Consider the following 19,597-nt stretch of genomic DNA (forward strand, 5'->3'; position numbering starts at 1 on the left):
TCTCTCCCTGTTGTGACCGCGGCCACAGCCGCCGGTCGGTGACGGTCACACGCCCAGATAGCCGTGCAACTTGTCCATGTTGGCGTCGAGCTCCTCATTGGGGATCATGTCGATCACCCGTCCCTGCTCGACGACGTAATGGCGGTCCGCGACCGACGCGGCGAAGCGGAAGTTCTGTTCCACCAGAATGATGGTGAACCCTTCCTTCTTTAGCGCGCCGATGGTGCGGCCGATCTGCTGGACGATGACCGGGGCAAGCCCCTCGGTCGGTTCATCCAGCAATAGAAATTTCGCGCCGGTGCGCAGGATGCGCGCAATGGCCAGCATCTGCTGCTCGCCGCCCGACAGTTTCGTGCCCTGCGACCGGCGCCGTTCCTTCAGGTTCGGGAACAGGTCGTAGATGCGGTCGATGCTTAGCCCGCCTTCGGCGATCTGCGGCGGCAGCGTCAAGTTTTCCTCGACATTGAGCGAGGCGAAGATGCCGCGTTCCTCCGGGCAGATGGCGATGCCTTGGCGTGCGATCTGGCGCGGTTGCAGGCGGATCGTTTCCGCCCCGTCAAACACGACCGAGCCGTCACGGCGCGGCAACATGCCCATGATGCCCAGCAGTGTCGATGTCTTGCCCGCGCCATTGCGGCCCAGAAGCGTCACCACCTCGCCCGCGTTGACATGGAAATCGATGCCGTGGAGGACGTGGCTTTCGCCATACCAGCCTTGCAGGCCGTTGACCTGCAACAACGGTGTGGTGCCGGCGCGCGGCGCGGTAGATGCGGTGTGGGGCGCGGTGTCAGTCATGGCCGGCTCCGATATAGGCCTCGATCACCTCGGGGGCCTTGGAAATCTGGGCATAGTTGCCTTCGGCGAGGATCTCGCCCCGCGCCAGAACGGTGATCCGGTCCGACAGGTTGGCGACCACCGACAGGTTATGCTCCACCATCAGGATCGTGCGGCTTTGCGCGACCTGACGGATCAGTGCGGAAATGCGGTCCACATCCTCCTGCGTCATCCCGGCCATCGGCTCATCCAGCAGCAGCATCTTGGGGTCCAGCGCCAGGGTCGCGGCGATCTCCAGCGCGCGTTTGCGTCCATAGGGCAGCTCCCCCGCTCGGTGATCGACGAATTCCGACAGCCCGACCTCGTCGATATGGGCGCGGGCGGCGTCGTCAAACCGGTTGAGCGATTTTTCCGAGCGCCAGAAATCGTAGCTTTCGCCGCGCTGGCGCTGCAAGGCGACGCGGACGTTTTGCAGCACGCTCAGATCGGGAAACACCGCCGAAATCTGAAACGACCGCACCAGCCCCAGCCGCGCGATATCGGCGGGCTTCATCCGGGTGATGTCGCGGCCCTGATAGGTGATGGTGCCCCGGGTCGGTTGGAGGAATTTGGTCAGCAGGTTGAAGCACGTCGTCTTGCCTGCACCATTGGGCCCGATCAGCGCGTGGATCGTGCCTTCCTCGACCGTCAGATCGACATTGTTGACCGCGACGAAGCCGCGAAATTCCTTGGTCAGCCCCTCGGCTTTCAACGCGATGGTCATGCGCGGCGCTGCCCGCATGGGTCGCCTGCGCCCGGCATGCGGCGCACAGCTGTCCTGTGATGTTCTGGCACGTCTGTCCCCCCCGTCGGCCCCCCTTGGGTGGCCGCCCGAACAGTGTTGTCTCCTGCCCGCAGCCAAGGCTGGGGCGTCTCCCTTGGATCGGAGCCTAGGAGCGGGTGGACCATTTGGTCAAGGTTTGTCGCGAGGTAAGCTGCTCGTTGTCGTGGGGGACCGCGGCGCTGTCCAATTTGGCGGCATTTGCAGGGCCGTGCGGGGCGCATTGCCCAACAGATATGCGCACGGACCAGGCGGAACGGCAGCGGGTCCGGGGATGGGCGGCGAACCGGGGGCCCTAGGTCGCGAAGTCGGCTAGGACCTTAGCGCGCGCCTGACGCAGGGTGGTTTCCAGTTGCGGGCGGATATCGTCGAACCGCAGCGTCGGCACCGGGACCGAGATCGCGTGATAGCTGCCGCTCATATCGCAGAAGGCAAAGCCGATCGCGGAAATTCCCGGTGTGTGTTCGTCCAGATCATAGGCCAGCCCATCGGCGCGGATGCTCTCCAGCTTGCGGTGGAAGTCCTGACCGGCGGCGGAGGCCGGGTCCTGTCCGGTTTCGCGCGCAAACAGGGCGTCGGCCCGTTCGCCTGGCATGATTGCGAGGCACGCCAATCCGTTTGCGGTTGTTGTGAGGGGGAAGACGTCTCCGACGGAGGAGACGGTTCGGAGGCGGTGGAGGCCTGGGACTTGGTCGAGGAAGATCATGCCGCCGTTGCGCAGGACGGCGAGGTCGGTTGTTTCTCCGGTGTCGCGGGTGACGTCGTTGAGGATGGCGCGGCAGCGTTCGACGATGTTGAAGTTCGCGGCCTCTGCGAAGGCGCCGAGTTCGGGGCCGAGGCGGATGCCGCCGCCTCTGGGGTCTTGGATGATGAAGCGTTCTGCGGCGAGGGCGCCGGTGATTCTTTGTACCGTGGAGCGGGGCAGGTCGGCGCGGGTTGCGATCTGTCCGAGGCTGAGTCCGCTGCGTTCGTCTTTCAGGACGCGCAGGATCGCGGCGGCGCGGGCGATCACCTGGATGCCGGAGCGTTCCTTTTTGTCATCTTTTACAGGCATTTGAGGTGGGTCTCTCCGCGGGGCCGCATGGGGGCCGGTCAGGGGGGTCTATGGCATGTATCGCGATGCGATGCAACTCTCGCGCTGGTGGTCTAGGGCATTGATCGCGATGTGGGTATGCTGTATCACTATTCGGAACAGAGGGAGGAGCTCTCTGAACATTTTCACAACGCGACACCGGCGTGCTGCCGGTGCACAGGGAAGGTGCATCCGATGGTCGAAATCCGCGGGATCGAGTTTCAATCCAACACCGACAACGACATGGGGCTGGAGTTTTACAACCTGAGCCACCGGTTCGGTTTCCAGAACCCGAACTGGCCGTATTTTCAGGATACCAAGATCGAGCGTATCCATTACATGGCCAAGTCGGGCGTTCTGAGCCAGCGCATCACCACGACGATGCACGCGACCACCCATATCGACGCGCCGGCGCATGTGGTGCAGGGCACGCCCTTCATCGACGAGGTGCCGCTGCCGCATTTCTTTGGCACCGGTCTGGTCGTGTCGATCCCGAAGAAGAAATGGGAGCCGATCACCGGCGAGGATCTGGAGAAGGCCTGCGGCCACGCGATCCGCAAGGGCGACGTGCTGATCATCAACACCGGCTGGCACCATGATTACGAGGACGGCGATTATTTTGCCTATTGCCCGGGTCTGGTGTCTTCGGCTGCCGAATGGATGGTGGAGAAGGGCGTGAAGGTCGTGGGTCACGACACGCAGGCCAACGACCACCCTCTCGCCACCGCGATCGGCCCGCAGCGCAACGGGCCGCTGCTGCCGCATCTGGAGCAGGAATATAAGGAATGGTCCGGCGGCCGCGACTGGAAAGACGATTTCCCCGAATGGGAGCCGGTGCATAACATCCTGTTCAAGAACGGCATTCTGGGCATCGAGAATGTCGGCGGCGATCTCGACGCGGTGACGGGGAAGCGCTGCACCTTCGCGTTCTTCCCGTGGAACTGGGATCGCGGCGACGGCTGCATCATCCGTCTGGTGGCGATGATCGACAAGTCTCAGAACTTCCGCATCGACGACGGCGCGGAGTTCTGAGCGCTCCCTGACTGGCCGCCGGGCAACCGGCGGCCGTTTTTTCCACCTGAACTCAGCCATGGAGGAGAGGCGTGATGCGCAGGGCAAGACAGAGGATCACGACGGCACTGACGACGATTGCTCTGGCGGGGCAGCCTTTGGTGGCCAGCGCCGACAGCGTGATCGCCACCGAGGGGGAGATGGTCGTCACCTTGCTGGGCACCGGCACGCCGGCGCCGCTGCTGGACCGGTTCGGCTATGCCACGCTGGTCTCGGCGGGGGAGCAGGTGCTGTTGTTCGACGTGGGCCGCGGCGCGGTGCAGCGGCTTTGGCAGGTGGGTCTTCTGCCGGGCGAGGTGGATGAGGTGTTTCTCACCCATTACCATTCCGACCATTTGATCAGCCTGCCGGATCTGTGGCTGACCTCCTGGTTGCCGCCTTATGGCGCCAAATCCGATCCGTTGCGGATCACCGGGCCTGCGGGCGTGCGCGCGTTGACCGAGGGTCTGAGCGCGGCCTTTGCCGCCGATATCGCGATCCGCATCGAGGATCAGAACCTGCCGCCTGCCGGGGTCGCCTGGGATGTGACCGAGTTCACCGAGGACGGGGTCGTCTATGACGAGAACGGCATCACGGTGACGGCGTTCACGGTGAACCACGGCGAGAAGATCGAGCCTGCGGTGGGCTACAAGATCACCTATGGCGGCCACACGGTCGTTCTGAGCGGGGACACCAAGAAGGAAGCGGCGGTGATCGAGGCGGCCACCGGCGCCGATCTTCTGGTGCATCAGGTCGCCATGGCCGCGGGGGCCATTGCCGACACGCCGCCGGTCGTTGCGATCATGGGGCATCACACCTCGCCGGTCGAGGCGGGGGAGGTCTTTGCCGCCGCCGCGCCGGGTCTTGCGGTCTATTCCCATATCGTGCGCCTCGGCCCGCCGACGGCGGCTGACATCTCGCTCGAGGCGCTGATCGCGCAGACCCGCGAGAGCTATGACGGCCCGCTCGAGGTGGGGGCGGATCTGATGACCATCACCATCGGGGACGAGATCACCGTCGGCACCGCCGACACCCGCTGATCCAGGCGCCAACAGGGAGGACGTCATGCATTTGAAACGGTTCAAGGAGGCGCAGGCTTACGAGGCGCCGCATCACTTTGGGTGTCACGGGCTTCGGCTTCAGGGGTTCGAGGCGGGCGGCCCGGCCAACCAGTGGGTTGGCTACAGCCAGTTTTTGCCGGGGGGTGGCGCGGGGCCTGACGCGACGCCGTTCGAGAAGGTCTATGTCGTGCTCGAAGGCGAGATGACGGTGATCGTGGACGGCGAGGAGACGGTTCTGGGGCGGCTCGACAGCTGCACGATCGCGCCGGACGAGGTGCGGCGGATCGAGAACCGCGGTCAGGACACCTGCAAGATGCTGGTCGTCATTCCCTATCCGGCGGAGGTGTAAGCGATGAGCGCGATGACAAACCCCCTTTCGATGTTCGACGTGGCGGGCAAGGTGGCGTTGATCACGGGGGCCTCCGGGGCGTTCGGGATGGTGGCGGCGCGCATCCTGGGCGGTGCGGGCTGCAAGCTGGTGCTGGTGGCGGGCAATGCTGAGGCGCTGGACGAGATCGCCACGGAGTGCCGCACGGGCGGGGCGGAGGTGACGACGATCAATGCGCGCCCCTCCGACGAGGCGACGGTGAACGGTCTGGTGGCGCAGGCGGTGGAGGCCTATGGGCGGCTCGACATTCTTGTGGTTGCGTCTGGCATGAACAAGGTGGCGCTGATCAACGACATGGCGCCCGAGACGTTCGAAAGCGTGATGGATGCGAATGTCACGCAAAGCTGGCTGCTGGCGCGGGCGGCGGCGGCGCAGATGAAGGCGCAAGGGGACGGCGGCAAGATCGTTCTGGTGTCCTCGGCGCGGGGTCTTCTGGGCCATCCTGCGGGCTACACGGCCTATTGCGCGTCGAAGGCCGCGACCGACGGCATCACCCGGGCGCTTGGCTGTGAGCTGGGGCCGACGGGGATCACGGTGAACGCGATTGCGCCGACGGTGTTCCGCTCGCCGCTGACGGCGTGGATGTTCGAGGATACGGAGAAGGCGGCGGAGGTGCGCAAGGGCTTTCTGGCCCGCGTGCCGAAGGGGCGTCTGGGCGAGCCCGAGGATCTGGCCGGGCCGCTGCTGTTTCTCGCCTCGAAGGCGTCGGACTTTTACACCGGGCATATTCTTTATGCCGACGGCGGCTATACGGCGGGCTGAGGCATGGAAAAGAACCTTCAGACCGCCGTCATCGGCGCGGGGCTCATGGGGCACGGGATTGCGCTGACGCTGGCGCGGGCCGGGCAATATGTGGCGATCACGGACCCGCATGCGGAGACGCTCAAATCGGCACCGGCGCGGATCTCCGACAGTTTGCGGCTGCTGGGCGCGGACGCGGCCGAGATCGCCCGGACGCTCAAGAAGATCGAGCTCTTCGACACGGTGGGTCCGGCGGTGCGGGAGGCGGCCTTCGTGTTTGAGGCGGCGCCCGAGAAGCTGCCGCTGAAGCAGGCGATCTTTGCGGAGGTGGAGGCGCATGCGCCGGCGGAGGCGATCCTTGCGTCGAACACGTCCGTCATCCAGATCACCAAGATCATGGAGGGTCTGCGGGGCCGTCACCGGGCGCTTGGCACCCATTGGTGGAACCCGCCGCATATGATCCCGCTGGTGGAGGTCATCAAGACCGAGTGGACCGATGCGGCGGTGGCCGCGCGGATGATGGCGCTGCTGGGGGATGCGGGCAAGACGCCGGTTCTGGTGGAAAAGGACGTGCCGGGTTTTATCGGCAACCGGTTGCAGCACGCGCTGTGGCGGGAGGCGGTGAGCCTTGTGGAGCGGGGCATCTGCGACGCGGAGGCGGTGGACACGGTGGTGAAGTCGTGCTTCGGGCGGCGGCTTGCGGTGCTGGGCCCGCTGGAGAACGCGGATCTGGTGGGGACCGATCTGACGCTCGACATCCATGAAAACGTGCTCTTCGATCTCGAAAGCCGCCAAGGACCGTCGCCCTATCTCGCGCAGCTCGTCGCAGACGGCAAGCTGGGCATGAAAAGCGGCGAAGGGTTCCGCAGCTGGACCGAGGCCGAGGCCGAGGCCACCCGCGCCCGCGTCGCCACGCATCTGCGCAGGCTGGACGGAATTTTAGAAAAATAACAGGCTTATAAGGCTGCCGGGATACACCGGCGAATGGGAGGACGTTCATGACACATATCTTCAAGACACCATCGCGCCGCGGCTTTCTGGCGGGGGGCAGTGCGCTTTTGGCGGCCCCTGCGCTGTTGCGCAGCACCCGCGCCTATGCGGCCAACCCGGTGCTTCGGGTGGGCCATGTCAGCCCGCGCACCGGCCCTTTGGCGGGGTTTGCGGAGGCCGATGACTATGTGCTGCAGGCGGTGGCGGAGGCCTTTGCCGGCGGGATCGAGAACAACGGCAAGACCTGGAGCGTCGAGATCATCTCGAAGGACAGCCAGTCCAACCCGAACCGCGCCGCCGAGGTGGCCGCGGATCTGATCCTGGGCGACGAGGTCGATCTGATCGTGGCGGCCTCGACCCCCGATACGGTGAACCCGGTCTCCGATCAGGCGGAGATCAACGAGGTGCCCTGCATCACCACCGACTGCCCGTGGCAGCCGTATTTCTTTGGCCGCAATGGCGTGCCGGGGCAGGGGTTCGACTATACCTATCACTTCTTCTGGGGTCTGGAGGACGTGATCGCGGCCTTCCTCGATATGTGGGACGCGACCGGGGTGCAGAAGGTCGTGGGCGGCCTGTTCCCCAACGATGCCGATGGCAATGCGTGGGGCGATCCGGAACTGGGCCTGCCCAAGCCGCTGGCGGCGGCGGGCTATGCGCTGACCGATCCGGGCCGGTATCAGCCGCTGACCGATGACTTCTCGACCTATATCGCGGCCTTCAAGGAGGTGGGCGCTGAGATCGTGACGGGCAATATGATCGCGCCGGATTTTGCGACCTTCTGGGCGCAGGCGGCGCAGCAGGGCTTCTCGCCCAAGATCGTGACCATCGGCAAGGCGCTGTTGTTCCCGTCGGTGATCGAGGCTCTGGGCGATCGCGGCGATGGCCTGTCCTCGGAGGTGTGGTGGTCGCCGTCGCATCCGTTCTCGTCGTCGTTGACGGGGGCGAGCGCGCGGGAGCTTGCGGAGGGCTACGCGGCGGCGTCGGGCCGTCCGTGGACCCAGCCCATCGGCTTCAAGCATGCGTTGTTCGAGGTGGTGGCCGATGTGCTGCGCCGGGCGGAGGATCTGGAGGATTACGAGGCCATCGCGGCGGCGGTGGGCGGCACGAAGCTCGACACGATCGTGGGGCCTGTCGACTGGTCCACGGGGCCTGTGCGCAACGTGTCGAAGACGCCGCTGGTGGCGGGGCAGTGGCAGAAGGAAGCCGAGGGCTACGACCTGAAGATCGTGGCCAACAGCGCCGCGCCGCAGATCCCGCTGACCGGCGAGATGAAGCTTCTGGGCTGATCTGGACAGATCTGGGGGCGGCGGCGGCATAGGGGTGCCGCCGCTTCCCGCACCCGGCCGCGTTTGGGCGGCATCCGGGCGCAGCTATGACCCCAGGGGGAGGGCTTGATGACGCAGATCCTGAAACTCGACGGCGTGTCGCGCGCCTTCGGCGCGGTGAAGGTCGCCGACGAACTGAGCTATGGGCTGGCCGAGGGCGAGGCGCTTGGCGTTCTGGGGCCCAATGGCGCGGGCAAGACATCGATGTTCAACCTGATCACCGGCACGTTGCAGCCGGGCTCCGGGCGGATCGAGTTCGCGGGCGAGGACATCACCCGCCACAGCGCCGCGCGCCGGTCGCGGGCGGGGATCGCGCGCAGCTTCCAGGTGCCGCAGCCCTTCACCCATATGACGGTGTTCGAGAACGCGATGGTCGCGGCGACGCAATCGGCGGGGCTGTCGGGGCATGCGGCGGAGCGGTTGTGTCTGGAGGTGCTGGAGCGGACGCATCTGCTGGACAAGGCCAATCTGCCGGCGGGGGGTCTGACGCTTCTCAACCGCAAGCGTCTGGAACTGACGCGGGCGCTTTGCGCCAAGCCCCGTCTGCTGCTGCTCGACGAGATCGCGGGCGGTTTGACGGAGGCGGAATGCCGGTCGCTCATCCAGACCATCAAGGAGATCCATGCCAGCGGCGTGTCGATCATCTGGATCGAGCATGTGGTGCATGCGCTGATGGCGGTGGTGGAGCGTCTGATCGTGATCGACTTCGGGCGCAAGATCGCGGAGGGCGAGCCCAAGGCGATCATGGCGAGCCCCGAGGTGCAGGAGATCTATCTGGGGATCGCGGCCGATGCCTGAGCGGATTTTGACGATTGCCGGGCTCGATGCCTTTTACGGGGATTTCCAGGCGCTTTACGGGGTGGATATGACCGTGGCGCAGGGCGAGGTGCTGGCGATCATCGGTGCCAATGGCGCGGGCAAGACGACGCTTTTGCGCTCGATCTCGGGGCTGATCCGCAACGAGGCGGCGCAGATCCGGTTCCGCGACCGGGCGATCGGGGCGGAGCGCCCCGATATGGTGGCGCGGATGGGTCTGGCGATGGTGCCCGAGGGGCGGCAGCTGTTCCCGTCGCTGTCGGTCGAGGAGAACCTGCTGATCGGGGGCCGGGTCGGGCGGCCGGGACCGTGGAGCCTGCGCCGGGTCTATGAGCTGTTCCCGATCCTCGAAGAGCGGCGGCATCAGGCGTCGACCTCGCTGTCGGGGGGGCAGCAGCAGATGGTGGCGATCGGGCGGGCGCTGATGTCCAATCCCGATCTGATCATGTTCGACGAGATCAGCCTCGGTCTGGCGCCGGTGATCATCCGCGACATCTACGCGGCGCTGGCGGGGATCGTGGGCGGCGGCATGAGCGCGATCATCGTGGAGCAGGACATCACCAAGGCGCTGTCGGTCTCGTCGCGGGTCTATTGCCTGCAGGAGGGCCGGGTGTCTCTGGAGGGACGTTCGGACAGCATCTCGCGCGAGGAGATCACCCGCGCCTACTTCGGAGTGGCATGACGTGGATCTGATGAACGCACTTGTGCAAGGCACGCTGCTGGGGGGGCTTTATGCGCTCTTTGCGGCGGGGTTGTCGCTGATCTTTGGGGTGATGCGGCTGGTCAATATCGCCCATGGCGATCTGATCGTGCTGGCGGCCTATCTGGGTCTGACCACGACCGTGGCGCTTGGCGTGCATCCGCTGCTGGCGCTGATCGTGGTGGTGCCGGCGATGGCGGGGATCGGCTATTGCCTGCAGCGTCTGGTGCTGAACCGGACGCTGGGCGATGACATCCTGCCGCCGCTGCTGGTGACCTTCGGGCTGTCGGTGATCTTGCAGAACGCGCTGCTCGAAGGCTATTCCGCCGATCCGCAGAAACTGGATGCGGGCCCGCTGGAGACCGCGTCGCTGATGCTGGGGCCGCTGTCGCTGGGGGTGCTGCCGGTGCTGACCTTCGTCATCGCGGTGGCGGTGATCGCGGCGCTGCAATGGACCTTCTACCGCACCCCGCTGGGCCGGGTGTTCCGCGCCACGTCCGACAATCAGGACATCGCGCAGCTGATGGGTCTGAACAAGGCGCATGTGTTCGGTCTGGCGATGGCGCTGGCGCTGGCGGTGACCGCCGTGGCCGGGATCTTGCTGGGCATCCGCACCAGCTTTGATCCGGCGGCGGGCGGCGGGCGTCTGATCTTTGGCTTCGAGGCGGTGATCATCGGCGGTCTGGGCAACCTGTGGGGCACGCTGGCGGGGGGCGTCATTCTGGGCGTGGCGCAGGCCATCGGCGCCACCATCAACCCGGGCTGGCAGTTGCTGGCGGGGCATGTGGCCTTTCTTGTCATTCTCGCCGTGCGTCCCAACGGCCTGTTCCCGAGGATCAGCGGATGAGCCAGTCGATCCGGATCAGCCGCGGCTCGCGCGCCGCGCGCATCGCCGCCCTTCTTGCCGCTGTGATCGTGGTTTTGCTCATCGCCGCGCCGTGGTGGGCGGGCCGGGCGGATCTGCGGCTGCTGGGGGAGATCTTTCTCTATCTCGCGCTGGCCTCGCTGTGGAACCTGCTGGCGGGCTATGCCGGGCTCGTCTCGGTGGGCCAGCAGGCCTATGTGGGCTTTGGCGGCTACATGCTGTTTGCGCTGACCATGTTCGCGGGGCTGCCGCCGCTGCTGGCGATCGCGCTGGCGGGGGTTCTGGGGGCGGCGATCTCGGTGCCGGTGGCGGCGCTGATCTTCCGGCTGCGGGGGGCGTATTTTGCCATCGGCACCTGGGTCATGGCCGAGGTGTTCCGGCTGAGCTTTGCGCAGATCTCCGCGCTTGGCGGTGGCTCCGGCACCTCGCTGCCCACCGATATCGTGCGGTCCATGGCCGAGGGGCGTTCGGCGCGCGAGGCGCTGAGCTACTGGCTGGCGCTTGGCGCCGCGCTGGTGGTCGTCAGCGCCGTCTATCTGCTGTTGCGCTCCCGCAAGGGGCTGGCGCTGACCGCGATCCGCGACAATGAACTGGCTTCCGCCTCGCTCGGCATCGACATCTGGCGGACCAAGTTCTTTGTCTATGTCGTGACCTCGGGGCTGACGGCGGTGATCGGGGCGCTGATCTTTCTGCAAAAGCTGCGGATCTCGCCGGATGCGGCCTTCAGCGTGAATGACTGGACCGCCTTCGTGATCTTTATCGTGGTGATCGGCGGCATCGGCACGCTTGAAGGACCGATCATAGGAACGCTGGTGTTCTTTGCCCTGCGCGAGACCCTCGCCGATCTGGGCACCGTCTATCTGATGGTGCTGGGGCTCGTGGCGATCGTGGTGATGCTGAAGGCCCCGCGCGGGATCTGGGGCTTCATCCGGCACCGGTTCGATCTGCAACTCTTTCCGCTGGGCTATCGCGTCGAGCGGGACACCGACACCGACACCTGAAAGGACCCTCTCTCATGGCCCGCCAGAAGACGATCATCACCTGCGCCATCACCGGCGCCATCCACACCCCCACCATGTCCGACGCGCTGCCCTATACCTATGACGACATCGCCAATCAGGCGGTCGCCGCGGCCGAGGCCGGAGCCTCGATCCTGCATCTGCATGCGCGCGACAATGACACGGGCGCGCCCTCGGTCGATCCCAAGGACTTCCAGCCCTTCCTGCCGCGGATCAAGCAGGCCACCGATGCGGTGGTCAATATCTCCACCGGCGGGTCGCTGAGCCTGTCGATCCAGGACCGGATCACGCCGGCCAAGACCTTCTCGCCCGAGATGTGTTCGATGAACATGGGCTCGATGAACTTCTCCTTCCATCCGCTGGCCAAGCGCTACGGCGACGATGACTGGAAGTTCGACTGGGAGAAGGACTATGTCGCGAACTCCGATGGCAACATCTTCCGCAACACGTTCCGCGACATCCGCGAGGCCGCCGAGACACTGGCCCCCCATGACATCAAGTTCGAGCATGAATGCTACGATGTCGGCCATCTCTATAACCTGAAATTCTGCATGGATATCGGGCTCTTCAAGGCGCCGATCTTCATCCAGTTTATCTTTGGCATCCTGGGCGGGATCGGCCCCGAGGTCGACAATCTGGTGTTCATGAAACGCACCGCCGACCGGCTCTTTGGCGACGATTACCGCTGGTCGGTGCTGGGCGCGGGCGGCGCGCAGATGACCCTGGCCACAACCGCCAGCCAGATGGGCGGACATGTCCGCGTCGGCCTCGAAGACAGCCTCTTCATCAGCCGTGGCAAACTCGCCGACAACAACGCCCACCAAGTCGCCAAGATCCGGCGCATCGTCGAAGACCTCGGCTGCGAGGTCGCAACCCCAGACGAAGCCCGCGATATCCTCGCCCTCAAAGGCGGTGATCGCGTCAATTTTTGACGAAACCGGAAAAGATCAGCGTCTGGCGATGGTTTCGGCCATGCGCCGGACGTGGGTCACGAAGCTTTCCGCGACGGGCGACAGGGGCAGGTGACGCATCCGCAGGATGTTGAGCCGCCGGTTGCTCGTCGGGCCCTTCAGCGTCAGCGTTTTCAGCACCCCGGTCCGTTCTTCGAGGTCGAGCGCATGGCCGGGCATCACCGTCACCCGGTCCGTATGCTGGATCACCGCCTTTAGCCCATGCATGCTGGAGCAGGACCAATGGCTGGCCGGGACCGACGCGCCCGCATTGACGAAGATCGCATCGACATAGCTGCGGATCACGCTGCCCGAGGCCGGCAATGCCCAGGCCTGCGTCAGCAATTCATCGAGCGATATCGCGTCCCGGTTCCAGAACTTGTTCGCGCGCCCGATCACCGCCCGCAGGGGGAAGTTGACCAAGGGTGATTCGATGATGTCGCTGCCGGTCTCTCCCGCCAGCAAACCGCCCAGCATCAGCTCAATCTCGCCCGCCCGCAGGCGATCCAGCAGGATATCGTCATCGGCCTCGACCAGCGACACGCGGATGTTGTCGTTCTGGCGCACCAGTTGATCCAGCGATTTGGGGATGATTTCGATCATGCTGATGGGCGTGCCGCCCAGAACCAGCATGCCGGAACTCCCCTCGACCGATGTGCGGACCTCCTCCGCCGCGCGGTCCACGATGGCATCGATGGCGCGGGCATGGCGCAACAGCAGCCGACCGAAGGAATTAAGCCGCGCGCCGTGCCGCCCGCGGTCGATGAGTTTCGTGCCAAGCTGTTGTTCCAAAATGGCAATTTTGCTCGACAGGGCGGGCTGCGAGATGCCTTCGGCCCGCGCCGCACGGATGAAGGTGCCATGCTCTTCGATAGCCCAGAGAAAGCGGAACAGGCGGGGGTCGATTTTCATAACCAAACCAGATCAATATCACAAACTTGATTATTGGACGGATCAATTGTGGGGTGTCAAGCTTCCCTCAGCCGCCGCGTCATGGCGGCCATAGGGAGGACAGACATGACCATCGGAAAGATCTCAAAGGTATCGCTTCTCGCGCTTGCCGTAGCGTCGGGCGGCGTCACGGCCAGCTGGGCGGAAACGCTCAAGATATCCACCTTCGTGCCGCCCAAGCACGCGTTCAACGTCATGCTGGAGGCCTGGGGTGAGGAACTGGCCGAAAAGAGCGGCGGCGAATTGACGGTCGAGATCTTCCCTTCCGGGCAGCTTGGACCGCCGCCGCGCCAGTTCGATCTGGTTAAGAACGGCGTCGCCGATATCGCCGTGGTGCTGCATGGCGCCAGCCCGGGCCGTTTCCCGGTGACGGAACTGGCCGGGCTGCCCCTGACCGCCCCCACCGCAGGCAATGACAGCGCGCATATGTCGGAGCGGCTGACCGAGCTTGCCCCCGAATATCTGGCGGACGAGCATGAGGGCACGCGGATCTTGATGATGGCGGTGACGCCGCCGCTGAAATTCCATGTCAAAGGGTTCGACCCCAGCGATCTGGCGAATTTCGAGGGCAAGCGCATCCGCTATGCGGGCTCCGTCTGGCAGGCGGTGATCGAATCGATGGGCGCGTCGCCGGTGCCGGTGCCGCCGGCCGAGGCCGCGGACGCGATGGGCAAGGGCGTCGTCGATGGCGCGACCTTCCCGTTCGAGGCCACGATCCCGTTCGATCTGGCGCCGGTCAGCGATTACACGCTGCTGCCGGGGATCGCTTCGGCGACCTTTGCGCTGGTGATGGGCAATCAGGCCTATGACCGCCTGAGCGACGAGATGAAGGCCCTTGTCGATGAGACGATGGGCCCGGCACGCGCTGCGAGTTTCGGCGCAAGCTGGGACGCGGGCGAGGATCACGGTCGTGAATACATGGAAGAAGGCGGGGTCGAGATCGTCGAGCTGAGTGACGAAAGCCTCGTCGCCCTGCGGACGCAGGTGTCACCGGTGATCGAAGCCGCCGTCGCGGCGGTGAATGACGCGGGCCTTCCCGGCACGTCGTTCTTCGAATCCTACACCCGCTAACCCTGCACCGCAGCAACAACGGAGGGGCTCCGCCTTGGGCGGAGCCTGACCATGCCCCGATCCATATCTCAAACCCTGTCTCGTGTTTTGCACGGGATCGCCGCGCTTGCGCTCGTGGCCATGATGCTTGTCGTGGTGGCCGATGTCGCGCTGCGGTTCTTCTTTAATGTGCCTGTGCGCGGCTCCTACGATCTGGTGAGCCTCGGCCTGCTGACGATGGTGTTTTTCGGCATCGGGCCGGTCATCGCCCGCGGTGCGGAAATCCTCATCGATCTGATCGATGGGCTTGCGCCGCCGCGGCTGCTGCATTGCCTGCGGCTGCTGGCGGCCTTTGCCACGCTGGGCACGGTTATGTTCATCGGGTGGGCGATGGTGCCCCCGGCGCGGGATGCGTGGACCTATGGCGACCGGTCGCTGGAACTGGGCATGCCGGTCTGGGTGCTCTGGGCAATCGCGTTCTGCGGCATGCTCGGCATCTTGTGGGCCAGCCTCTACGCGCTGTGGTCGCTGCTGCGTGCAGGCCCAACCCCGTCGAAAACCCCGTCTTCGGACGAGAAAGGCCAGTCATGAGCCCCTTTGCCCTCGGCCTCAGCGGGATCGGCGTGATGTTCGCGCTGCTCCTTTTACGGCAGCCTGTCTGGCTGGCGCTGGCCCTGTGCGGGATCATCGGCAACGCGCTGCTGAATTCCGTGTCCATGTCGTTGTTCGTGACCGGCACCGGCACGTTCGACACCGCGTCGAGCTACGGCCTGTCGGTCATTCCGCTGTTCATTCTGATGGGCGAGGTCGCGTCAGGCTCGCGCATGTCGCGTGACCTGTTCGAGGCCGCCCGCGTGGTGCTGTCGGGGATGCGCGGCGGACTGGCGGTGGCCTCCATCGCTGCATCGGGTGCGTTTGGCGCGATCTGCGGCTCCTCCGTCGCCACGGCTGCCAGCATGACCCGGATCGCGCTGCCGGAAATGCGGCGCGCGGGCTATGAGGACGGCTATGCCGCCTCCTCCGTCGCGGCGGGCGGGTCGCTTGGCATCCTCATCCCGCCGTCGATCATTCTGGTGATCTACGGCTCCATTGCCGAAGCATCGGTGGCCCGGCTGTTTGCCGCGTCGATGATCCCCGGCATCGTGCTGCTGCTGCTTTACATCGTGGTGGCATGGGTTCTGGCGGGCACCAATGGCGACACCGGCACCGCCACACGCTACACGCTGGTGCAGCGGCTGCGCGCGCTCATCGCGCCGTGGCATTTCCTGATCCTGTTCATCGCCACCATCGGCGGTATTTACGTCGGCGTCTTCAGCCCGAACGAGGCCGCCTCCATCGGGGCATTCGGCGCGATCGTGATCGGTTTCGTGCGGCGCACGCTGACATGGCAGGGTTTCATTGATGCGGTGAAAGCGTCGGTGCTGATTTCCTGCGGGCTGTTCATGATCATCATCGGGGCCAAGCTGTTCGCCACCTTCGTGGTGCAGACCCGGCTGCCGGACACGCTGCTGAACCTCGCGCTGTCGGCGGAGCTGTCGCCCGTGCTGATCATGCTGCTGATCGTGATCCTCTACATCGTCATGGGCTGCTTTCTGGAAGGTATCGGCATGGTGCTGATTACCGTTCCCGTCTTCTTGCCGGTGATCGAGGGCTATGGCTTCGATCCGATCTGGTTCGGCGTCCTTGTCGCGGTGTTGGTGGAACTGGGGCTGATCACCCCGCCGGTGGGCATGAACCTGTTCATCATCAAGGCGCAGGCCGACGATCTGTCGATGGGGCGGCTTTACCGATCCATCGCGCCGTTCCTGCTCGCTCCCGCCATCCTGATGGCTTTGCTGTTCGCCATGCCGCAGATCGCGCTGTGGCTGCCCGGCGTCCTGTTCTGAGAAAGTCGAACATGTCCAAGACCATCATCATCAGCCACGAAACCCGCGAATGGACCGACGATTACGTCACCCGTCTGGGGCCGATGTTTCCGGGGTTTGACTTTCGCGCGGCCTATTCGCTCGACGAGGCGCGGCAGCTTGCCCCCGAGGCGCATGCGATCATCGGTATGGGCCCGCATATGCCCGCCGATCTGATCGGGGCCATGCCCCGGCTGGAATGGGTGCAGACCCTGACCACCGGCATCGACAATTTCCGCCATATGGACACGCTGCGCCCCGGCATCCCTGTCACCCGCGTCACCGGCAAACACGGACCGCAAGTGTCGGAAACCGCGATCCTGCTGATGATGGCGCTGGCCCGGCGTCTGCCCGATACGCTCGCCGCGCAGCGCGATAAGCGTTGGGACCGGCGGCCGCAGCCGGTGCTGGCGGGCAAGACGCTGTGCATCTTTGGCTTGGGCAGCATCGCCGAGACGCTGGCGCTCTATGCCGACACGATGGGAATGCGCGTCACCGGCATTTCGGACGGGCGCAGCAGCGCACCCCATGTCAGCCGCGTCTATCCGCGCGCCGATCTGGCGCAGGCAGTGGGCGAGGCCGATTTTCTGGTCGTGCTGGTGCCGCTGACGGAAGCCACGCGCAACATCATCAATGCTGATGTTCTGGCGGCGATGAAACCCACCGCCTTTCTCGTCAACGTGGCGCGGGGCGGCTGTGTGGATGAGGCCGCGCTGCGCGATGCGCTGGTGGCGGGTCAGATCGCCGGGGCGGGAATGGACGTCTTCGCGCAGGAGCCGCTGCCCGCGGACGATCCGATGTGGACCGCGCCCAACACCATTATCACCCCGCATATCGCAGGCTTCGCCGATGTCTACGCGGAGCAATGCCTGCCGGTGGTGATCGACAACCTGACGATCTATGCGCAGCAGGGCGCCGCCGCCTTGCCCGATGCGCTGAAAGGGCAGTGACCATGCGCAGCAATTCCCCCATCACCGACGCGGAGCTGGAGCGCCGCTGGACATTGGCCCGAGGCGTCCTTGCCGATCTGGACTGTGACGCGCTGGTGGCGCAGGCGCGCGAGGATTGGGTCGGCTCCTATGTGCGATGGCTGACCGATACCCCGGCCAATAACGGCTATCCCCGCACCATCGCGTTTTTCCCCGACCGCCCCATGACAGTGGTGGAGATGGGCGCGTTCGATGTGGATCGCGCCGTTGCGGACGATCCGGTGCATCGCGGGGTCGGGCGGTTTTTGCACACACCGTCCTTTGTCTCGGTCGGCTACACCACGCGCTATGATGCCGACCTGCTGTTGCAGGCCCTGCGCGATGCGGGCGCGCGGCGGGTGGGGCTGCTCTGTCCCGGCGCGCTGCCGCATGCCGTCGTCGCGGCATTGCAGGAGGCGGGGATCGAATGCGTTGACGCCACCGATGCGCTCGACCGGGTCAAGGCGGTCAAAAGCGCCGAGGAAATTGCCCTGATCCGGGCCACCGCCGCGTTGCAGGACCGGGTGTTTGCCGAGGTCTGCGATTTCATCTGTCCCGGTGTGACCGACCGCGATGTGACGTCTCATGCCGAACGGATCGGGCGCGATCTGGGCAGCGATCAGGGCATCTACCTTGGCCTGTCCGCGCCGATGGGCCAGCCCTCGCGCTTTATGAACCGCCCCCTGCAGACCCGCACCATCGAGGCGGGCGATCACATGTCCCTGCTGATCGAGATCAACGGTCCCGGCGGGCTTTATGCTGAAATTGCCCGCACCATGGTGCTGGGCCGGGCCAGCGATCATCTGCTGGAGGCGTTCGAGAACGTGCGCGCCGCGCAGGATCACACGCTGTCGCTGATCCGTCCGGGCGCGGCACCTGCGGATATCGCCGCCGCCCATGACGACTGGATGCAGGCGCGCGAGCTGCCGGCGGAAACCCGGCTTTATGCGCACGGGCAGGGGGTGGAAATGGTGGAACGTCCGCTGATCCGCCATGACGAGCCCATGCCACTGGCCGCCGACATGTGTCTGGCCGTGCATCCCGGCTACGACGATGGCGAGGTCTTTGCCGTGATTTGCGACAATTACCTCGTGACCGACGACGGGGTCAGCGCCTGCCTCCACCAGACCGACAAGAAGATTTTCGAACTCTGAGGTTCCCATGACCAACAAGATCGCGCTCGAAGAGCATTTCATGCATCCCGATTTCGTCGACTACTGGGCGGAAACGCGTATCAACATCAGCCCGGACCTGTTCGGCAAGGTGCGCGGCAAGCTGGAGGATTTCGGCGACGACCGGCTGGCCGCGATGGACGAGGCGGGCATCGAGAAAGCGGTGCTGTCGCTGGCCGGGCCCGGCGTGCAGGCGGAAAAGGACACCGCCCACGCGATCAAAATGGCGCGGGTGGCCAATGATTTCCTCGCCGCGCGGATGGCCGAACGGCCCGACCGCTACGCAGGCTTTGCCCATATCGCGGTGCAGGATCCCGCGGCGGCGGCGGATGAACTGGAACGTTGCATGCGCGATCTGGGCATGTGCGGCGCGATGATCAATGGCCAGACCGACGGCACTTATCTCGACGATGACCGCTATTCGGTGCTGTGGGAACGTGCGGCGGATCTGGGCGCGCCAATCTATATCCATCCCAATAACCCGGTCGCCACGCCCACGATGCTGGAAGGCCACCCCGAATTGTGGGGGCCGGTCTGGTCATGGACGGTTGAGACCGGCAGTCACGCCCTGCGCATCCTGTTTTCCGGCGTGTTCGACCGCTATCCCAACGCGAAGCTGATCCTTGGCCATATGGGCGAAACGCTCCCCTATCAGCTGTGGCGGTTCGACAGCCGGTGGGAGATTTCCAACCGGGGCGACATGCGGCTGGAGATGCCGCCCTCGGCCTATTTCAAGCGCAACTTCTGGTGCACTACGGCCGGGGTTTGCTCCGATGCGCCGCTGCGCTGTGCCATCGACGCGCTTGGGGCCGACCGGGTGATGTTCTCGGTCGATTATCCGTTCGAGCGCGCGGGCGAAGCGGGCGCATGGATCGATGCCGCGCCGCTGTCGCAAACGGAGCGAGAGCAGGTCACCCACGCCAACGCGCGCGCGCTGCTGAAGCTGTAGGGTAAGGTCGCGGCTACGCAATTTGCAGC

21 protein-coding genes are annotated in these 19,597 nt (G+C 65.2%); 17 read left to right on the top strand and 4 right to left on the bottom strand.

Going from position 1 to position 19,597, the window contains the following annotated elements:
- Positions 1-45: 45 nt before the first annotated feature.
- The 3 genes from CBW24_RS17405 to CBW24_RS17415 form a co-directional block, all read right to left on the bottom strand.
- Positions 46-795 carry an ABC transporter ATP-binding protein gene (locus CBW24_RS17405; protein WP_097374539.1) on the bottom strand — a complete coding sequence of 250 codons (750 nt, stop codon included), beginning with the start codon at positions 793-795 and terminating at the stop codon, positions 46-48.
- On the bottom strand, positions 788-1,537 hold the full coding sequence (locus CBW24_RS17410; protein WP_097374553.1) for an ABC transporter ATP-binding protein: 750 nt from the start codon (positions 1,535-1,537) through the stop codon (positions 788-790). The genes CBW24_RS17405 and CBW24_RS17410 overlap by 8 nt, the downstream gene beginning before the upstream one ends.
- Before the next feature lie 352 nt (positions 1,538-1,889).
- Entirely contained in the window at positions 1,890-2,606 is a 717-nt protein-coding gene (locus CBW24_RS17415; protein WP_198405294.1) for an IclR family transcriptional regulator, read from the bottom strand.
- Positions 2,607-2,861: 255 nt separating this feature from the next.
- Here CBW24_RS17415 and CBW24_RS17420 point away from each other — a divergent pair, with 255 nt between their 5' ends.
- The 11 genes from CBW24_RS17420 (at position 2,862) to CBW24_RS17470 (ending at position 12,556) form a co-directional block, all read left to right on the top strand.
- A complete protein-coding gene (locus tag CBW24_RS17420; protein WP_198405148.1) occupies positions 2,862-3,698 on the top strand; it encodes a cyclase family protein in 837 nt (278 codons plus the stop codon).
- A 74-nt stretch (positions 3,699-3,772) separates the two neighbouring features.
- A complete protein-coding gene (locus tag CBW24_RS17425; protein WP_198405149.1) occupies positions 3,773-4,756 on the top strand; it encodes an MBL fold metallo-hydrolase in 984 nt (327 codons plus the stop codon).
- A gap of 25 nt (positions 4,757-4,781) precedes the next feature.
- Positions 4,782-5,126 carry a cupin domain-containing protein gene (locus tag CBW24_RS17430; RefSeq protein WP_088665095.1) on the top strand — a complete coding sequence of 115 codons (345 nt, stop codon included), beginning with the start codon at positions 4,782-4,784 and terminating at the stop codon, positions 5,124-5,126.
- A gap of 12 nt (positions 5,127-5,138) precedes the next feature.
- Positions 5,139-5,927, top strand: a complete 789-nt coding sequence (locus tag CBW24_RS17435) for an SDR family NAD(P)-dependent oxidoreductase (RefSeq protein WP_088665096.1) — start codon at positions 5,139-5,141, stop codon at positions 5,925-5,927.
- Between the two features lie 3 nt (positions 5,928-5,930).
- Positions 5,931-6,857 carry a 3-hydroxyacyl-CoA dehydrogenase family protein gene (locus CBW24_RS17440; protein ID WP_097373276.1) on the top strand — a complete coding sequence of 309 codons (927 nt, stop codon included), beginning with the start codon at positions 5,931-5,933 and terminating at the stop codon, positions 6,855-6,857.
- A 47-nt stretch (positions 6,858-6,904) separates the two neighbouring features.
- On the top strand, positions 6,905-8,185 hold the full coding sequence (locus CBW24_RS17445; RefSeq protein WP_088665093.1) for an ABC transporter substrate-binding protein: 1,281 nt from the start codon (positions 6,905-6,907) through the stop codon (positions 8,183-8,185).
- A 108-nt stretch (positions 8,186-8,293) separates the two neighbouring features.
- Positions 8,294-9,022, top strand: coding sequence for an ABC transporter ATP-binding protein (locus CBW24_RS17450; RefSeq protein ID WP_088665092.1), 729 nt, complete (start codon positions 8,294-8,296; stop codon positions 9,020-9,022).
- Positions 9,015-9,722, top strand: a complete 708-nt coding sequence (locus tag CBW24_RS17455; RefSeq protein ID WP_088665091.1) for an ABC transporter ATP-binding protein — start codon at positions 9,015-9,017, stop codon at positions 9,720-9,722. Before CBW24_RS17450 ends, CBW24_RS17455 begins: the two co-directional genes overlap by 8 nt.
- Positions 9,723-9,732: 10 nt before the next feature.
- A complete protein-coding gene (locus CBW24_RS17460; RefSeq protein ID WP_309765065.1) occupies positions 9,733-10,587 on the top strand; it encodes a branched-chain amino acid ABC transporter permease in 855 nt (284 codons plus the stop codon).
- Positions 10,584-11,606 (top strand): branched-chain amino acid ABC transporter permease, encoded by a 1,023-nt coding sequence (locus tag CBW24_RS17465; RefSeq protein ID WP_088665089.1) that lies wholly within the window; start codon positions 10,584-10,586, stop codon positions 11,604-11,606. Before CBW24_RS17460 ends, CBW24_RS17465 begins: the two co-directional genes overlap by 4 nt.
- A 14-nt stretch (positions 11,607-11,620) precedes the next feature.
- Positions 11,621-12,556 (top strand): 3,5-dioxohexanoate:acetyl-CoA acetone transferase, encoded by a 936-nt coding sequence (locus CBW24_RS17470; protein WP_097373277.1) that lies wholly within the window; start codon positions 11,621-11,623, stop codon positions 12,554-12,556.
- 15 nt (positions 12,557-12,571) lie between these two features.
- On the opposite strand, the gene CBW24_RS17475 is transcribed toward CBW24_RS17470, so the two are convergent.
- Positions 12,572-13,486, bottom strand: coding sequence for a LysR family transcriptional regulator (locus CBW24_RS17475; protein ID WP_097374541.1), 915 nt, complete (start codon positions 13,484-13,486; stop codon positions 12,572-12,574).
- 105 nt (positions 13,487-13,591) lie between these two features.
- Between CBW24_RS17475 and CBW24_RS17480 the strand changes: the two genes are divergently transcribed.
- From CBW24_RS17480 to CBW24_RS17505, 6 genes are read left to right on the top strand one after another with little or no spacing between them, the layout of a single operon-like run.
- A complete protein-coding gene (locus CBW24_RS17480; protein ID WP_157773263.1) occupies positions 13,592-14,596 on the top strand; it encodes a TRAP transporter substrate-binding protein in 1,005 nt (334 codons plus the stop codon).
- 51 nt (positions 14,597-14,647) lie between these two features.
- Entirely contained in the window at positions 14,648-15,166 is a 519-nt protein-coding gene (locus tag CBW24_RS17485) for a TRAP transporter small permease (RefSeq protein WP_097374542.1), read from the top strand.
- On the top strand, positions 15,163-16,461 hold the full coding sequence (locus CBW24_RS17490; RefSeq protein ID WP_097374543.1) for a TRAP transporter large permease: 1,299 nt from the start codon (positions 15,163-15,165) through the stop codon (positions 16,459-16,461). The genes CBW24_RS17485 and CBW24_RS17490 overlap by 4 nt, the downstream gene beginning before the upstream one ends.
- A gap of 11 nt (positions 16,462-16,472) precedes the next feature.
- Positions 16,473-17,429, top strand: coding sequence for a D-2-hydroxyacid dehydrogenase (locus tag CBW24_RS17495; protein WP_097374544.1), 957 nt, complete (start codon positions 16,473-16,475; stop codon positions 17,427-17,429).
- A gap of 2 nt (positions 17,430-17,431) precedes the next feature.
- Positions 17,432-18,601, top strand: coding sequence for a M24 family metallopeptidase (locus CBW24_RS17500; RefSeq protein WP_157773264.1), 1,170 nt, complete (start codon positions 17,432-17,434; stop codon positions 18,599-18,601).
- Between the two features lie 7 nt (positions 18,602-18,608).
- A complete protein-coding gene (locus CBW24_RS17505; protein ID WP_097374545.1) occupies positions 18,609-19,568 on the top strand; it encodes an amidohydrolase family protein in 960 nt (319 codons plus the stop codon).
- Positions 19,569-19,597: the final 29 nt, after the last annotated feature.

This window comes from Pacificitalea manganoxidans (assembly GCF_002504165.1).
Taxonomy (GTDB): domain Bacteria; phylum Pseudomonadota; class Alphaproteobacteria; order Rhodobacterales; family Rhodobacteraceae; genus Pacificitalea; species Pacificitalea manganoxidans.

Excerpts from the sequence above, each read along its gene's own strand:
- CBW24_RS17420 (WP_198405148.1), top strand. The coding sequence starts at position 2,862 with ATGGTCGAAATCCGCGGGATCGAGTTTCAATCCAACACCGACAACGAC.
- CBW24_RS17425 (WP_198405149.1), top strand. The coding sequence starts at position 3,773 with ATGCGCAGGGCAAGACAGAGGATCACGACGGCACTGACGACGATTGCT.
- CBW24_RS17440 (WP_097373276.1), top strand. The coding sequence starts at position 5,931 with ATGGAAAAGAACCTTCAGACCGCCGTCATCGGCGCGGGGCTCATGGGG.
- CBW24_RS17465 (WP_088665089.1), top strand. The coding sequence starts at position 10,584 with ATGAGCCAGTCGATCCGGATCAGCCGCGGCTCGCGCGCCGCGCGCATC.
- CBW24_RS17450 (WP_088665092.1), top strand. The coding sequence starts at position 8,294 with ATGACGCAGATCCTGAAACTCGACGGCGTGTCGCGCGCCTTCGGCGCG.
- CBW24_RS17455 (WP_088665091.1), top strand. The coding sequence starts at position 9,015 with ATGCCTGAGCGGATTTTGACGATTGCCGGGCTCGATGCCTTTTACGGG.
- CBW24_RS17435 (WP_088665096.1), top strand. The coding sequence starts at position 5,139 with ATGACAAACCCCCTTTCGATGTTCGACGTGGCGGGCAAGGTGGCGTTG.
- CBW24_RS17495 (WP_097374544.1), top strand. The coding sequence starts at position 16,473 with ATGTCCAAGACCATCATCATCAGCCACGAAACCCGCGAATGGACCGAC.
- CBW24_RS17460 (WP_309765065.1), top strand. The coding sequence starts at position 9,733 with ATGAACGCACTTGTGCAAGGCACGCTGCTGGGGGGGCTTTATGCGCTC.
- CBW24_RS17470 (WP_097373277.1), top strand. The coding sequence starts at position 11,621 with ATGGCCCGCCAGAAGACGATCATCACCTGCGCCATCACCGGCGCCATC.
- CBW24_RS17445 (WP_088665093.1), top strand. The coding sequence starts at position 6,905 with ATGACACATATCTTCAAGACACCATCGCGCCGCGGCTTTCTGGCGGGG.
- CBW24_RS17490 (WP_097374543.1), top strand. The coding sequence starts at position 15,163 with ATGAGCCCCTTTGCCCTCGGCCTCAGCGGGATCGGCGTGATGTTCGCG.
- CBW24_RS17410 (WP_097374553.1), bottom strand. The coding sequence starts at position 1,537 with ATGACCATCGCGTTGAAAGCCGAGGGGCTGACCAAGGAATTTCGCGGC.
- CBW24_RS17475 (WP_097374541.1), bottom strand. The coding sequence starts at position 13,486 with ATGAAAATCGACCCCCGCCTGTTCCGCTTTCTCTGGGCTATCGAAGAG.
- CBW24_RS17480 (WP_157773263.1), top strand. The coding sequence starts at position 13,592 with ATGACCATCGGAAAGATCTCAAAGGTATCGCTTCTCGCGCTTGCCGTA.
- CBW24_RS17485 (WP_097374542.1), top strand. The coding sequence starts at position 14,648 with ATGCCCCGATCCATATCTCAAACCCTGTCTCGTGTTTTGCACGGGATC.
- CBW24_RS17500 (WP_157773264.1), top strand. The coding sequence starts at position 17,432 with ATGCGCAGCAATTCCCCCATCACCGACGCGGAGCTGGAGCGCCGCTGG.
- CBW24_RS17505 (WP_097374545.1), top strand. The coding sequence starts at position 18,609 with ATGACCAACAAGATCGCGCTCGAAGAGCATTTCATGCATCCCGATTTC.
- CBW24_RS17430 (WP_088665095.1), top strand. The coding sequence starts at position 4,782 with ATGCATTTGAAACGGTTCAAGGAGGCGCAGGCTTACGAGGCGCCGCAT.
- CBW24_RS17405 (WP_097374539.1), bottom strand. The coding sequence starts at position 795 with ATGACTGACACCGCGCCCCACACCGCATCTACCGCGCCGCGCGCCGGC.